General features: G+C 70.5%; 11 protein-coding genes and 1 riboswitch. Of the genes, 5 read left to right on the top strand and 6 right to left on the bottom strand.

Annotated features, from left to right (window positions below; all coding sequences use genetic code 11):
* The coding region (locus C3486_RS11085) for a cytochrome ubiquinol oxidase subunit I (RefSeq protein ID WP_103832459.1) at window positions 1-1,140 on the bottom strand (1,140 nt) is incomplete at its 3' end.
* A 299-nt stretch (window positions 1,141-1,439) separates the two neighbouring features.
* Here C3486_RS11085 and C3486_RS11090 point away from each other — a divergent pair.
* The gene (locus tag C3486_RS11090) at window positions 1,440-1,808 is read left to right on the top strand and encodes a cyclophilin-like fold protein (RefSeq protein ID WP_103832460.1); all 369 of its coding nucleotides are present in this window, start codon (window positions 1,440-1,442) and stop codon (window positions 1,806-1,808) included.
* A 109-nt stretch (window positions 1,809-1,917) separates the two neighbouring features.
* On the opposite strand, the gene hisC is transcribed toward C3486_RS11090, so the two are convergent.
* Complete coding sequence (gene hisC, locus C3486_RS11095; protein WP_103832461.1) at window positions 1,918-2,997, bottom strand: histidinol-phosphate transaminase; 1,080 nt, start codon at window positions 2,995-2,997, stop codon at window positions 1,918-1,920.
* 414 nt (window positions 2,998-3,411) lie between these two features.
* On the opposite strand from hisC, the gene C3486_RS11100 reads away from it, so the two are divergent.
* The 3 genes from C3486_RS11100 (at window position 3,412) to C3486_RS11110 (ending at window position 7,399) form a co-directional block, all read left to right on the top strand.
* Window positions 3,412-4,512: a LacI family DNA-binding transcriptional regulator gene (locus C3486_RS11100; protein WP_030615383.1), complete on the top strand. Its 1,101-nt coding sequence runs from the start codon at window positions 3,412-3,414 to the stop codon at window positions 4,510-4,512.
* Window positions 4,513-4,761: 249 nt separating this feature from the next.
* Window positions 4,762-6,066, top strand: coding sequence for a metallophosphoesterase (locus C3486_RS11105; RefSeq protein ID WP_258052706.1), 1,305 nt, complete (start codon window positions 4,762-4,764; stop codon window positions 6,064-6,066).
* A gap of 247 nt (window positions 6,067-6,313) precedes the next feature.
* On the top strand, window positions 6,314-7,399 hold the full coding sequence (locus C3486_RS11110; protein ID WP_181138513.1) for a hypothetical protein: 1,086 nt from the start codon (window positions 6,314-6,316) through the stop codon (window positions 7,397-7,399).
* 166 nt (window positions 7,400-7,565) lie between these two features.
* On the opposite strand, the gene C3486_RS11115 is transcribed toward C3486_RS11110, so the two are convergent.
* From C3486_RS11115 to thiC, 3 genes are all read right to left on the bottom strand, one after another.
* Entirely contained in the window at window positions 7,566-8,819 is a 1,254-nt protein-coding gene (locus C3486_RS11115; RefSeq protein ID WP_103832462.1) for an MFS transporter, read from the bottom strand.
* Window positions 8,820-8,933: 114 nt separating this feature from the next.
* The gene (locus C3486_RS11120) at window positions 8,934-9,833 is read right to left on the bottom strand and encodes a LysR family transcriptional regulator (protein ID WP_219822210.1); all 900 of its coding nucleotides are present in this window, start codon (window positions 9,831-9,833) and stop codon (window positions 8,934-8,936) included.
* 85 nt (window positions 9,834-9,918) lie between these two features.
* Window positions 9,919-11,733 (bottom strand): phosphomethylpyrimidine synthase ThiC, encoded by a 1,815-nt coding sequence (thiC, locus tag C3486_RS11125; protein ID WP_103832463.1) that lies wholly within the window; start codon window positions 11,731-11,733, stop codon window positions 9,919-9,921.
* A riboswitch (TPP riboswitch) is annotated at window positions 11,727-11,883 on the bottom strand. Its footprint overlaps the gene before it by 7 nt.
* 70 nt (window positions 11,884-11,953) lie before the next feature.
* Here thiC and C3486_RS11130 point away from each other — a divergent pair.
* On the top strand, window positions 11,954-13,345 hold the full coding sequence (locus C3486_RS11130) for a YibE/F family protein (protein WP_103832464.1): 1,392 nt from the start codon (window positions 11,954-11,956) through the stop codon (window positions 13,343-13,345).
* 18 nt (window positions 13,346-13,363) lie between these two features.
* On the opposite strand, the gene C3486_RS11135 is transcribed toward C3486_RS11130, so the two are convergent.
* On the bottom strand, window positions 13,364-13,789 hold the full coding sequence (locus C3486_RS11135) for an SsgA family sporulation/cell division regulator (protein ID WP_103832465.1): 426 nt from the start codon (window positions 13,787-13,789) through the stop codon (window positions 13,364-13,366).
* Window positions 13,790-13,795: the final 6 nt, after the last annotated feature.

Raw genomic sequence — 13,795 nt, forward strand, 5'->3', positions numbered from 1 at the left:
GGTGAGCGCGAGGTGCGGCACCTCGTCGTCGCCCGTCCGCAGCCGTTGCGAGAGCCAGAACTTCTTGCGGGTCAGCCACAGGCCGGCGACGCCCAGCGCGAAGGACGACATGCCGAAGCCGATCATCCAGCGGAAGCCCCAGTAGGTGACCGGGATGTTGGGCCGGTAGTCGCCGGGCCCGAACTTCTGCTGCTCGGCCTTGTTCACGTCGTTGATGCCGGGTACGTACGAGGAGAAGTCGTCGTTGGAGAGGAACGAGAGCAGGCCGGGTATCTCCACCGCGACGGTGTTGTGCCCCTTCTCCACGTCCCCGTAGGCGAAGACGGAGAAGGGCGCGGGCGCCTCGCCGTCCCACAGCGCCTCGGCCGAGGCCATCTTCATGGGCTGCTGCCGGAACATGACCTTGCCCAGCAGGTCGCCGCTGACGGCGGTGAGCAGACCGGCCACGACCAGCGTCACCAGGCCCAGCCGGAGCGAGGTCCGCATGACCTTGACGTGCTTCTTGCGGAGCAGGTGGTACGCGGCGATGCCGACCATGAAGGCGGCGCCGGTGAGGAAGGCGGCCGTGAGGGTGTGGAAGACGACGACCAGGGTGGTGTCCTGGGTCAGCACCTTCCAGAAGTCGGTCAGCTCGGCGCGCCCGGTGGCCTTGTTCATCCGGTAGCCGACCGGGTGCTGCATCCAGGAGTTGGCCGCGAGGATGAAGTACGCGGACAGGATCGTGCCGATCGAGACCATCCACATGCAGAAGCAGTGGAGCTTCTTCGGCAGCTTGTCCCAGCCGAAGATCCACAGGCCGATGAAGGTGGACTCGAAGAAGAACGCGATGAGGGCTTCGAACGCGAGCGGGGCGCCGAAGACGTCACCGACGAAGCGCGAGTAGTCCGACCAGTTCATGCCGAACTGGAACTCCTGGACGATGCCGGTGACGACACCCATCGCGATGTTGATCAGGAAGAGCTTGCCCCAGAACTTGGTCGCCTTGAGGTAGCGCTCCTTGCCCGTGCGGACCCATGCCGTCTCCAGTCCTGCCACCAGGGCGGCGAGGGAGATCGTCAAGGGCACGAAGAGGAAGTGATAGACGGTCGTGATGCCGAATTGCCATCGCGCCAGGGTCTCTGGCGCCAACGCCAGTTCCACGTCGATGTCTCCTTACGGTCGCCGTTCTCGCCACGCTCTGCCCGTTTTGCCCCACTGAAAGCGGGGCATAAAGGGAGGCGCTTGTGAACGCGTTCACATTCACAAGCAATTATCTCCCATGACTTTCAGCCGATCGGCCCGGGGGGTGCGTGACCGTGGTCACGCGGTATTCCGTCGTCCGGAAAACCTCGGCAGCGCTTGCGGGAGGCGTTGCGGAGGCCCCGTTAGTGAACGTGTACACGCCGAAATCCGTCGGAACCTCTTCCCCTCTTCTTCAACATATTGTTGAATTCAGCGCCATGCAGATACGCATCTCATGGCCGGCGGGACACCTGACCGCCACCCTGGCGGACACGCCGACCACCGCCGCCCTGGAAGGCGCCCTCCCCCTCGCCTCCACCGCCCGCACCTGGGGCGAGGAGGTCTACTTCACCACCCCCGTCTCCCCCGCCAGGGAGGACGGCGCGCAGCAGGTCGTCGAGCCCGGCACGGTGGCGTTCTGGACCGACGGCGACGCGCTCGCGCTGCCGTACGGGCCGACCCCCATCTCCCGCGGGGACGAGTGCCGGCTGGCCTCCCCCTGCAACGTGCTCGGCACCGTCGACGGTGATCCGCGCCGGCTCGCCACGGTCCGCGACGGTGACCCGATCCGGGTCGAGCGCGTCTGACCCGCACCATCGCGTACGCGCCGGCATCCCGTCCCGGCGTACGCAAAAGCGGGTGGCCGCGGCCCCGAAGGACCGCGGCCACCCGCCGCACGCGCCGGCTACCGGCCGTTCACAGCTCCTTGCGGAACGCCTCCGCGGCCTTCAGGAAGATGTCGTTGGCCTCGGTCTCGCCGATCGAGACCCGTACGCCCTCGCCCGGGAACGGCCGGATCACGGCGCCCGCCTGCTCGCACGCGCGGGCGAAGTCCACCGTGCGCTCCCCCAGCCGCAGCCAGACGAAGTTCGCCTGCGACTCGGACACGGTCCAGCCCTGCTCGGCCAGCGCCGTGGCCACCCGGGTCCGCTCGGCCACCAGCGCGTCCACCCGCTCCATCAGCGCCTCTTCACTCCGCAGCGAGGCCACCGCCGCCTCCTGCGCGAGCTGGCTCACGCCGAACGGCACCGCGGTCTTGCGCAGCGCGGCCGCGACCGGCTCGTGCGCGATCGCGAAGCCGACGCGCAGCCCCGCGAGGCCGTACGCCTTGGAGAAGGTCCGCAGCACGCAGACGTTCGGGCGGTCGCGGTAGAGGTCGATGCCGTCCGGCACCTCGGCGTCACGGATGAACTCGCGGTACGCCTCGTCCAGCACGACCAGCACGTCGGAGGGGACGGCGTCGAGGAAACGCTCCAGCTCCGCGCGGCGCACCACGGTGCCGGTGGGGTTGTTCGGGTTGCACACGAAGATCAGCCGGGTCCGCTCGGTGACGGCGGCGAGCATCGCGTCCAGGTCGTGCACCTCGCCGTCGTCCAGCGGGACCTGCACGGACGTGGCGCCGGAGATCTGGGTGATGATCGGGTACGCCTCGAAGGAGCGCCAGGCGTAGATCACCTCGTCGCCCGGGCCTGCCGTCGACTGGATCAGCTGCTGGGCCACGCCCACCGAGCCGGTGCCGGTGGCCAGGTGCTCCGTGGGCACCCCGAAGCGCTCCGAGAGCTCCGCCATCAGTCCGGTGCAGGCCATGTCCGGGTACCGGTTGAAGGCGCCGGCCGCGGCCACCGCGCGCTCCAGGACGCCGGGCAGCGGCGGGTAGGGGTTCTCGTTGGAGGACAGCTTGTACGCCGCCGGGCCGCCCTCGGCGGCCGGCTTCCCGGGCTTGTAGGTGGGAACGCCGTCCAGCGCCGCACGCAGCTTCGGGGTCTTCTCGCTCACCGCAGGTCCTCCTCGACCGTCCCGCTCGTCACCAATACTGCACACCTTATGAGGATTGGGCCGTGCGGCGTAGGGCCTTCGGTCCTACGGGCCCGATGGGCATGCGCACGTCATATACCGATGCCATGACCCAGCTCAGGGCGCAGGGGCTTTACGGAGCGCCCTCCGCTCTGTCACGCGCCGGTGGCTCACGCCGTGGCGCGCATCACCCGTGAAGGTGACTTGAGACCTCTTCGATACCTGGCTCAATCTGCAGGTCAATGGCGTCGATCAGCGAGCACAATGATGCTCTGACCTCCAACGCCCTTAAAATCACAGGGCTTTGACGGCCTTTCGGCATGCAGAAACGTGCCTTTCAACAGCGCATAAGGGAGCCCCGCGATGGCCCCCTCCGAGCCCTACTATCGGCTCGCCATGACAGCAGCAGGGAAGCACCAGGTGAGCCGGTCGACCGGACGCCGGTTGGGGCGGGCAGGCATCCGGGACGTGGCCGCCGCAGCCGGTGTCTCCATCACGACTGTCTCCGACGCGCTCAACGGCAAGGGCCGGCTTCCGGACGCCACCCGTCGCCACGTCCGCGAGGTGGCCGACCGGTTGGGCTACCGCCCCTCCGCAGCCGCCCGCACGCTCCGTACCGGCAAGTCGGGCCTGATCGGCCTGACCGTCACCACGTACGGGGATGAACCTTTCACCTTCACCGAGTTCGCGTACTTCGCCGAGATGGCGCGCGCCGCCACCTCCGCCGCGCTGGCCCGCGGCTACGCCCTGGTCATCCTGCCCGCGACCTCCCGCCACGACGTGTGGTCCAACGTCGCCCTGGACGGCACGGTCGTCATCGACCCGGCCGACGGCGACCCGGTCGTCACCGAGCTCGTCCGGCACGGCATCCCCGTCGTGTCCGACGGCCGGCCCGGCGGCTCCCTCCCCGTCACCGGCTGGGTCGACAACGACCACGAGGCGGCCGTCCTCGGCCTCCTGGACCACCTCGCCGACGCCGGCGCCCGCCGCATCGGCCTCCTCACGGGCACCACCACCGACACCTACACACGCCTGTCCACCACCGCCTACCTGCAGTGGTGCGAGCGGGTCGGCCAGGACCCGGTGTACGAGTCCTATCCCGCCCACGACCCCTGTGCGGGCGCCGTCGCCGCCGACCGGCTGCTGGCCCGCCCCGACCGGCCGGACGCCGTCTACGGCCTCTTCGACCCGAACGGCACCGATCTGCTCGCCGCGGCCCGCCGCTACGGCCTCCGGGTCCCCGACGACCTCCTGCTGGTGTGCTGCAGCGAATCCACCGTGTACGCCACGACCGAGCCGCCCATCACGACCCTGTCGCTCAAACCCCGGCGCATCGGCACCGCCGTCGTCCAACTGCTCATCGACGCCATCGAAGGGCTCGACAGCGGGCGCCCCGTCGAGCAGGTGATACCGACCGACCTGATCGTGCGCACCTCGTCCCAACGGAGGTCCCCGCGTACGACGGTCAGCCCACCGCGTGGCCCGTCCGGCGACTGAGCGTTCTGCCGGACGGCCACGGCCGCGCGGGGAAAAACAGGGCGAAGCCGGGAGAAAACAGCAGTGAACGCCGGGCTCTGAATGATTGACCACCCCCTGGTGCGTCACAACCCGCGAGCGGCGTTCCTATGATGGGCGCACGACACCACGGACCGCCGTCGACCAGGCAAGGTCCGCGAGGTGCACGGCGGCGCGACGGTGGAGGGGTCGATGACTCAGGGGGCCGGTCTGGGACCCATGGTGCGAACCATGGCGGCACAACCTCCTGCACCCGTTCCTCCCGGCACGCCCGGGGCCCCTCCGAACGGCCAACAGCAGGACGGCTACGCCCCCCACGACGCGTACGCCCCGCAGGACGGCCATCTCCCGCAGGGCGGTTACGCCCCTCAGGAGGGCTACGCCGTTCCGCAGGGCGGGCACGTCCCGCACCCCCGCCAGGCCCCCGTCGAGGGGTACGTCCCCCAGCAGGCCCCGCAGGCACCCCAGGACGCGCAGGCGGCGCCCCAGGAGCGCCTGGACCCGGACGTCCGCGTCCGTACCAGGGCCCGGCCGTACGCCCGTCTCACCTACGGCACCGGCGCGCAGGCCGGGGCCCCGCCGGAGCAGCCGCCCGCCGACTACACCCCGACCGAGCGGGACCTGCCCGTGGTCGGCCCGGACGGCACCCCCGTCACGTACACCGACACCCTGGTCGACCACCCCGCCGTCGACCTCCAGCAGGTCGGCGAGGGCGAGGGCGGCGGCCCGCTGTACGTCGTCGGCGACGTGCACGGCTACTACGACGAGCTGCGCGCCGCGCTGTTCGCCGAGGGACTGATCGACGCCGAGGGCCACTGGGCGGCCGGCAACACCCGGCTGTGGTTCCTCGGCGACTTCACCGACCGCGGTCCGGACGGCATCGGCGTCATCGACCTCGTCATGCAGCTGTCCGCCGAGGCCGCAGCGGCCGGCGGCTACTGCAAGGCCCTGATGGGCAACCACGAGCTGCTGCTGCTCGGCGCCAAGCGGTTCGGCGACACCCCCGTGCAGTCCGGCGCCGGCACCGCGTCCTTCCAGGCCGCCTGGCTGCTCAACGGCGGCCAGAAGACCGACATGGACCGCCTCCAGGACCACCACCTGCAGTGGATGGCGCGGCTGGACGCGATCACGCACGAGGACGGCCACCTCCTGCTGCACTCGGACACCACCGCCTACCTCGACTACGGCGACTCGATCGAGGCGGTCAACGACGCCGTGCACGACGTCCTCACCCGCAGCGACGCCAACGAGGTCTGGGACCTCTTCCGCAAGCTCACCAAGCGGTTCGCGTTCCGCGACGAGTCCGGGCCGCAGGCCGTGCGCGAGCTGCTGGGCACGTACGGCGGCGAGCGCATCGTCCACGGTCACAGCCCCATCCCGTACCTCCTCGGCGAGGTCGGCACCGAGGACGGCGAGGGCGAGGGCATCGCCGTCGAGGGGCCGCACGTGTACGCCGACGGGCTCGCCGTCGCCATGGACGGCGGCGTCACGATGGCCGGAAAGCTGCTCGTCGTCCAACTCCCCCTGACTGCCTGACCCGTATCGGGGCATGGGTACCGCAGGCCGGGAACCGGCCGGGCGGGGCCGGAGCATGCCGTGAGCGGCGGTCGGGGGGTGGCCGGGGGACGGCTTGTCACGCGCGGAGCAATTTGCGAAATCCTCTGTCACGCCGTGCGGGACGCGCTCTACCATCGGTCTATCCGTAGCAGGCTCTCCTCCGTTTCCCGCCAACTGCCCGGTTCGCACCGGCCCGTACGGCCCTACGGAGCATCGGGGGATGCACATGAACAGCGCTCCGCACCTGCTGAACGAGGACCGCGAGGAATTCCGGCGGGCCCTCGACGAGGCTCTGCGCACCGCGGCCGACCGCCCGGATCTGGCCGCGACGGGCATGCGCCTCAACACCGAGCAGCTGCGCACCATGGCGCTCAGCGCCACGACAGCCATCGCCGCATGCGCGACGGCCGAATACCAGCACTACGTCGCGCTGCGCGCGGAGTTGCGCTCGCCCGCGCGTCCAGCCACCGACGGTACGGACACGGCGGAGGGCGGCGGTGACGGCACGGGCAGCGCCGGCGTCGGCATCGCCACGGTCGGCGAGGTCGCCGAGGCGACCGGCGCCGGCCTGGCCGCGATGGTCACGGTCCTCGCGCCCGTCCTGGCCGGCATCGCCGCCGTCCTCTTCCTCCTCATCGGTTACGTGCTGCACACCGTCAGCCCCGACGAGTCCCTGGCCCAGCCGCTGATCAGCGTCGGCTGGGCGTTCGCGGGTCTGACCGCGGCGACGATCCTGGTCGCGATGGGCGGACTGCTGATCACCGCCCTCCGGAACGGCTCCACGTCCCTGCGCGCCTCCCGCCCGAGCGAGCTCGCCCAGGAGGTCGAACGTGCCAAGGCCGCCTGGCTGCAGGCCCTTCAGGAACGCGGCCTCGGCCCCTTCCTCCTGGAGGCCCTGACGGCCCCCGGCGCGCCACCGGACCCGGCGGCGCCCGCCACCGGATCCGGCGCGGAGCCGCAGGGCCCGCCCGCCCCCGGCCCCTCGTCCGGTGCGCAGCGGGCGGCCGGGCCGGACGAGCCGCCCGGTCCCGGCACGGCGGCCGGCGGCAGTGCCCCCGACGCCGGTGACGAGAGCAGAAAGCCGCCGACGCCCTCGTCGCCCGCCGCACCGTCGCCGCCGCCGGCTCCCGAGGCCGCCGGCCGCTTCATGCTCCGGCGCACCGCCGAGGGCGGCCGGATGCCGGCCCTCGGCTACACCCATCCCCGTTTCTCCGGCCCGGAGGACGATCACCGCGCGGCGACCCGCCCCCGCTTCACCAGCCCGGACTTCACCAGCCCGGACTACGGCGGTCCCGACCACCAGCCGGAGTGAGCCCGCACGCCACCGTGCGACGTCCCGTGACGCCGTACGCCGAAGGGACCCCGGCACGCAGCCGGGGCCCCTTCCGCCGCCGCTGACCGCAGGCCGCGGCCGGGAGGCTCACTCCGCGATCGGCAGATACACCCTGTTGCCGGCGGCCGCGAACTCCTTGGGTGTGTCACTCCCCGGGCCGGATGCTGCGTCCCACCGCCCACGCCAACAGAAGACCCCCACCGCCCAGCGCGGCGGCGATGGCCAGGGGCGCGGTGTAACCGGCGCCCGCGGACAGGGCGGCGCCGGCGAGCAGGGGACCACCTGCGTTGCCGATATTGAAGGCCGAGATGTTGGCAGCCGAGGCCAGGTTGTCGGCGCCGCGTGCAGTGGCCATCACCCGCGCCTGGAGCGGTGGGATGACGGCGGCGCCCACGAGTCCGAACAACAGGAACCCCACGGCCGCTGCGGGCTTACTGTGCACGGCGGCCAACAACAGCGTGGAGGTGCCCGTCACTGCAGCGAGCGCCCCGTACAACGTGGGCGTCAGCGCCCGGTCCGCCAGTCGGCCGGCCAGTGGGGTTCCGATCACCATGCCGACGCCGACCAGTACCAGCACCAGCGGCACCGTACGCGCGCCGAAGCCGGTCACCTCGGTCAGCAGAGGCGCGATGTAGGTGAGAACGGTCAGGAAAGGGGCCCAGCCAAAGGCCGTTGCGGCCAGTGCGCACCAGACGCGGCCCTTCCGGAAGGCGGCCAGCTCACTGCGGAAACCGGCCTCCTGGACCGCACGCTCGTACGGTACGAACCTGGCGAGTGCGACCAGCAGGACGACACCGGTGGCGCTCACCCCCCAGAAGGCGGCCCGCCAGCCCAGCGCCTGGCCGAGCGCGGTGCCGCCGGGTACGCCGAGGACGTTGGCGAGACTGAGCCCCATGAAGACCGTCGCGATGGCTCGGGCCTTCCGCTCGGGCGGCACGAGGCCCGCTGCCACGACGGCTGCGATCCCCACATACGCGCCACCGGCCAGAGCGGACAGCACCCGTCCGGCCAGCAGTACGGCGAAGCCCTGCGCGAGGGCGCTGACCAGGCCGGCCACGATGAACAATCCGACCAGGCCGAGAAGCATCCGCTTGCGCGCCAGCCGGCCGCTGAGAACGGTCAGCAGCGGCGCACCGACGACCATGCCCAGCGCGTAACCCGACACCAGCAGACCGGCGGTCGGCAGCGGCACACCGATGTCGTCAGCGACTTCGGGCAGCAGACCGGCGATGACGACCTCGGTGGTGCCAACGGCGAACGCACCGAGTGCCAGCGCCAGGAGCGCAGCGGTGGCCGGACGCTCAGGAGACCGTGGACGGTCCGGTCGGACCGGCTCTCCACAACGACGGACGGGTGGCGCGCATTCGGGACCGGCATGGGAAGAAAGATCACTGGGCATGGCACCAGGCTGGCGCTCGGGAGCGCGGGGATCAGCCCAGGTCTACGCAACGATCGGTAAGCCGGGCTTACCGATTCCGACTGGTAGGCGCCATCTCCGACGGTTCTCGCACGCCTACCCCGCCCATTCCCGTGCTCGTTCCGCCGCAACGGCCGCAAAGGCCCGCAGCCGCGCGGTCTCCCCGGCCGCGCGCCACACCATCCCGTACTCCAGCGGACCGGCGTCCCGGAACGGCACGTAGGCAACGTTCCGTGGCATGACGTACGCAGCGACATCGGCACCTACGGGGGAGATGCCCTGACCGGCGCCGACCATGGCAAGGGTCTCCTGCAGCGTCGCTGCCGACCGACCACGCAGTACCGGACGGCCTTCGGGCGTGCGCGAGGGCGCGAGGTGCTCCTGCCAGTAGTCGGGGACATGGCCGGTGCAAGCGAACACACGGTCCCGGGCCATGTCCTCCACGGACACCGTCTCCTGCTTTGCAAGCACATGGTTGGCCGGCACCGCCAGCATGCGCGGCACCCGCAGCACCACTGGCCCCCGCACGAGATCCGGCTCATCCACCGGAAACTGGGTGACCAGCAAGTCCGCCTCGTCCTGCCGGAGCGGATCAAACATGGACTTGATCTGCGTCTCATGGATCCGCACAGCCACGCCCGCGTACCTGCGAGTGAAGTCGTCGATCACTTCCAGCACAAACTCCCCCGCCGCGGGGCCGAGGTAGCCCACCGTGAGGCTGCCCTCGATCCCCTTGGCAGCGGCCTGCACCGTGGCCAGACCGCGCAGGATGCGGCGGTAGCCGGGCTCGACCTCGTCGAGGAACTGCTGACCGAGCGGGGTAAGCCGCACCCGCCGGCTGGTGCGCTCGAAGAGCGGTGCGCCGACGCGGCGTTCCAGGCTCTGGATCGTCTGACTCACACGGGCCCTGGTGACTCGAAGCCGCTCGGCCGTACGGCCGAAGTGCAACTCCTCGGCCAGGATCACAAAGCTTTCGATCTCCAGTCTCTCCAGCACTCCGTCACGCTAGCCGCGCGACGTCCTGGCCGTCGAGACAGGCCCCGAACCGTCGCCGGTCCGGGGCCATGCGGCTGGATGAGCGTCACTCCGCGATCGGCAGATACACCCTGTTGCCGGCGGCTGCGAACTCCTTGGACTTCTCCGCCATGCCGGCCTCGGCGTCCGCTTCGGTCAGGCCGCCCAGATCGCCGCCGTGTTCGCGGCGGATGTCCTGGGAGATCTTCATGGAGCAGAACTTCGGGCCGCACATGGAGCAGAAGTGTGCGGTCTTGGCCGGTTCGGCGGGCAGCGTCTCGTCGTGGAAGGAGCGGGCCGTGTCCGGGTCGAGGGCCAGGTTGAACTGGTCCTCCCAGCGGAACTCGAAGCGCGCGTCGGAGAGGGCGTCGTCCCACTCCTGCGCGCCCGGGTGGCCCTTGGCCAGGTCGGCCGCGTGCGCCGCGATCTTGTACGTGATGACACCGGTCTTCACATCGTCGCGGTCGGGCAGGCCCAGGTGCTCCTTGGGCGTGACGTAGCAGAGCATCGCCGTGCCCCACCAGGCGATCATCGCGGCGCCGATGCCGGAGGTGATGTGGTCGTAGGCGGGCGCGATGTCGGTGGTCAGCGGGCCGAGCGTGTAGAACGGCGCCTCCTCGCAGATCTCCTGCTGGAGGTCGATGTTCTCCTTGATCTTGTGCATCGGGACGTGGCCCGGGCCCTCGATCATGGTCTGCACGCCGCGCGACTTGGCGATCGTGTTCAGCTCACCGAGCGTGCGCAGCTCGGCGAACTGCGCCTCGTCGTTGGCGTCCGCGATGGAGCCGGGGCGGAGACCGTCGCCGAGCGAGAACGTCACGTCGTACGAGGCGAGGATGTCGCAGAGCTCTTCGAAGTTCTCGTAGAGGAACGACTCCTTGTGGTGTGCCAGGCACCAGGCCGCCATGATCGAACCGCCGCGGGAGACGATGCCGGTCTTGCGGCGGGCGGTGAGCGGGACGTACCGCAGCAGCACGCCGGCGTGGACCGTCATGTAGTCGACGCCCTGCTCGGCCTGCTCGATGACGGTGTCCTTGTAGATCTCCCAGGTCAGCTCCTCGGCCTTGCCGTCGACCTTCTCCAGTGCCTGGTAGAGGGGGACGGTGCCGATCGGGACGGGGGAGTTGCGCAGCACCCACTCGCGCGTGGTGTGGATGTTGCGGCCCGTGGAGAGGTCCATGACCGTGTCGGCGCCCCAGCGGGTCGCCCAGGTCATCTTCTCCACCTCCTCCTCGATGGAGGAGGTCACCGCGGAGTTGCCGATGTTGGCGTTGACCTTCACCAGGAAGTTCTTGCCGATGATCATCGGCTCGATCTCCGGGTGGTTGACGTTGGCCGGCAACACGGCGCGGCCCGCGGCGATTTCGTCGCGTACGAACTCGGGCGTGCAGTTCTCGCGGAGCGCGACGTACTCCATCTCCGCGGTGATCTCACCCCGCTGTGCATACGCGAGCTGCGTAACGGCGCCGTCCCGGCCACGGCGCGGCTGCCGGGGCCGGCCCGGGAAGACCGCGTCGAGGTTCTTCAGGCCGCCACGCGGCGAGGTGTGCTTGAGGCCGTCGTCCTCCGGACGCATCGGCCGGCCCGCGTACTCCTCGGTGTCGCCGCGGGCGATGATCCAGTTCTCCCGCAGCGGCGCGAGGCCACGGCGGACGTCGGTTTCGATGTTGGGGTCGGTATATGGCCCTGACGTGTCATAGAGCGTCACGTGCGTGCCGTTGGTGAGGTGCACTCGCCGGACCGGGACGTTGATGTCGGGCCGCGATCCGGTGATGTAGCCCTTGTGCCAGCCGATCTGCTGCGGCTCGGCAGCGTCCTGGCCGCCCGCGGACTCCGTCCGCTCATTGGGCACAGAAGGCGTGCGTGCATCCTGCAGAGTCATGAAGACCCACTCCCTACGCCGGCATTACCCGGTAACAGGTTCGGCGGTCGACGCAGCGGTTTCCGTCTGCCGAAGTTTCACGTGAAACTTCGCTGGGACGGAGATCAGCGCCCTCTCAGCCCGGTGCTCCGAGCTCCCGCGATTGCAAAGGTGCCACCACGGTAGCGGCCGATGCCGCGTGGTGAACAGGGGGCCCGGTGAGTTGTTGGATGATCGGGCGGTGACCCGCAACGAGCCCGACCCCCAGTCGCACGACCATGTCCCGGCGTCCGGACCCGCGCACGGACACGGCCACAGCCATGGCCATGGCCACGGTCCGGCGGCCCCCGTGTCCCGGCACCTGCGCAAGGTCATCGCCGCGGTGCTGATCCCGTTCGCCCTCGCCGTGGGGGTGGGGCTGATCGCCCTGTGGCCCGGCGGCGCCCCCGCGCACAAGCCGTCGGGGGTGGGCTTCGACCAGGAGACCCAGACCGCGCGTGTCGTCCGGCTGGTGAAGGTGGACTGCGCCGACGTCAACGCGCAGCAGCAGCAACAGATGCAGCAGCAACAGCAGCCGACCGGACCCAGCGGCGCGCAGCAGGCGCAGAGCTGCGAGCAGGCGACCATCGAGGTCACCAGCGGCAAGGACACCGGACACCGGTTCAAGACCGTGGTGACGCCGGACGCCTCGCGCCGCTACACCGAGGGCCAGGACGTCGTCGTGGCGTACGCGCCCAAGGCGCCCCGGGACCTGCAGTACTCGGTCACGGACGTGGACCGCTCCTTCCCGATGTGGGTGCTGGCCGCGGTGTTCGCGCTGGCCGTGGTGGTCGTCGGCCGGCTGCGCGGGGTGCTGGCGCTGGTCGCGCTGGCGGCGAGCTTCGCGGTGCTCACGCTGTTCATCCTGCCGGCCATCCTGCAGGGGTCGAATCCGCTGCTGGTGGCGGTGGTCGGCGGCAGCGCGATCATGCTCATCGCGCTGTACCTGTGCCACGGCCTGACGGCACGTACGTCGGTGGCGGTGCTGGGCACGCTGGCGTCGCTGCTGCTGATCGGGGTGCTGGGCTCGCTCTTCATCGGCTGGGGACAGCTGACGGGCAACACGGACGACCAGACGGGGCTGGTGCACAGCCTCTACCCGAACATCGAGATCCGCGGACTGCTGCTGGCGGGGATCATCATCGGCTCGCTGGGTGTGCTGGACGACGTGACGGTCACCCAGACCGCGGCCGTGTGGGAACTGCGGGACGCCGATCCCACCGCGACCCGGCGGCGGATCTACGGCGCGGCGATGCGGATCGGGCGGGACCACATCGCGTCGGTGGTGAACACGCTGGTGCTGGCGTACGCGGGCGCCGCGCTGCCGTTGATGCTGCTCTTCTCCATCGCGCGCAGCAGTGTCGGTACGGTCGCCACCAGCGAGGTGGTGGCCGAGGAGATCGTCAGGACGCTGGTGGGCAGCATCGGCCTCGTCGCGTCCGTACCGCTGACGACGCTGCTCGCGGTGCTGGTGGTCTCGGCGGACCGCACCAGGACGGGCGGGCGCACCGCGGAGTCCGGCCGGGCGACCGGTCCGGGGCCCGGACAGCCGGGCAGCAGGCGCGGCGGCCGGGGCCGTCGCCGCAAGCGCTGACCGGGCCGGACCGGACGCTCAGCCCGCCCGTTGGGCGTTGGCGAAGATGCGGTCCAGCTCCGCGTCGAGCGTGCCGCAGATCTGTTCCTGGCCGAGCGGGACCAGCCGGTCCGTACGGTCCAGGAACGCGACCAGCGGTGCCGCGCCGACGCGGAAGAGCGCCTGCTCCGCGCCCACCTGGAGGCTGACGAAGACATCACTGAGGTGCGCCCCCGAGACGGGCGCCACGTGGATGTCCCCCTCGCCGGCCGGCCGGCTCAGGCCGTCCAGCAGAAGCTCCCGGCTGAACGCCCAGGTGACCGGCGCATCGCCGGGGAGATCGAAGGTGAAGCGCACGGCATAGGGATCGGCGCTGTCGAAATCCAGCTCCACCGGGATCCGGAAGGCGAGCTCCTCGGAGACGATGAAGCTCATCATCACTTCTGCCTGAACTGTCTGGCTCATCAACCA

Source organism: Streptomyces sp. Ru73 (genome assembly GCF_002920575.1).
GTDB lineage: Bacteria > Actinomycetota > Actinomycetes > Streptomycetales > Streptomycetaceae > Streptomyces.

Bases quoted from the DNA above. Each gene is read 5' to 3' on its own strand.
- C3486_RS11090 (WP_103832460.1), top strand. From the start codon at position 1,440: ATGCAGATACGCATCTCATGGCCGGCGGGACACCTGACCGCCACCCTG.
- C3486_RS11100 (WP_030615383.1), top strand. From the start codon at position 3,412: ATGACAGCAGCAGGGAAGCACCAGGTGAGCCGGTCGACCGGACGCCGG.
- C3486_RS11105 (WP_258052706.1), top strand. From the start codon at position 4,762: ATGGCGGCACAACCTCCTGCACCCGTTCCTCCCGGCACGCCCGGGGCC.
- C3486_RS11110 (WP_181138513.1), top strand. From the start codon at position 6,314: ATGAACAGCGCTCCGCACCTGCTGAACGAGGACCGCGAGGAATTCCGG.
- C3486_RS11115 (WP_103832462.1), bottom strand. From the start codon at position 8,819: ATGCCCAGTGATCTTTCTTCCCATGCCGGTCCCGAATGCGCGCCACCC.
- thiC (WP_103832463.1), bottom strand. From the start codon at position 11,733: ATGACTCTGCAGGATGCACGCACGCCTTCTGTGCCCAATGAGCGGACG.
- C3486_RS11135 (WP_103832465.1), bottom strand. From the start codon at position 13,789: ATGAGCCAGACAGTTCAGGCAGAAGTGATGATGAGCTTCATCGTCTCC.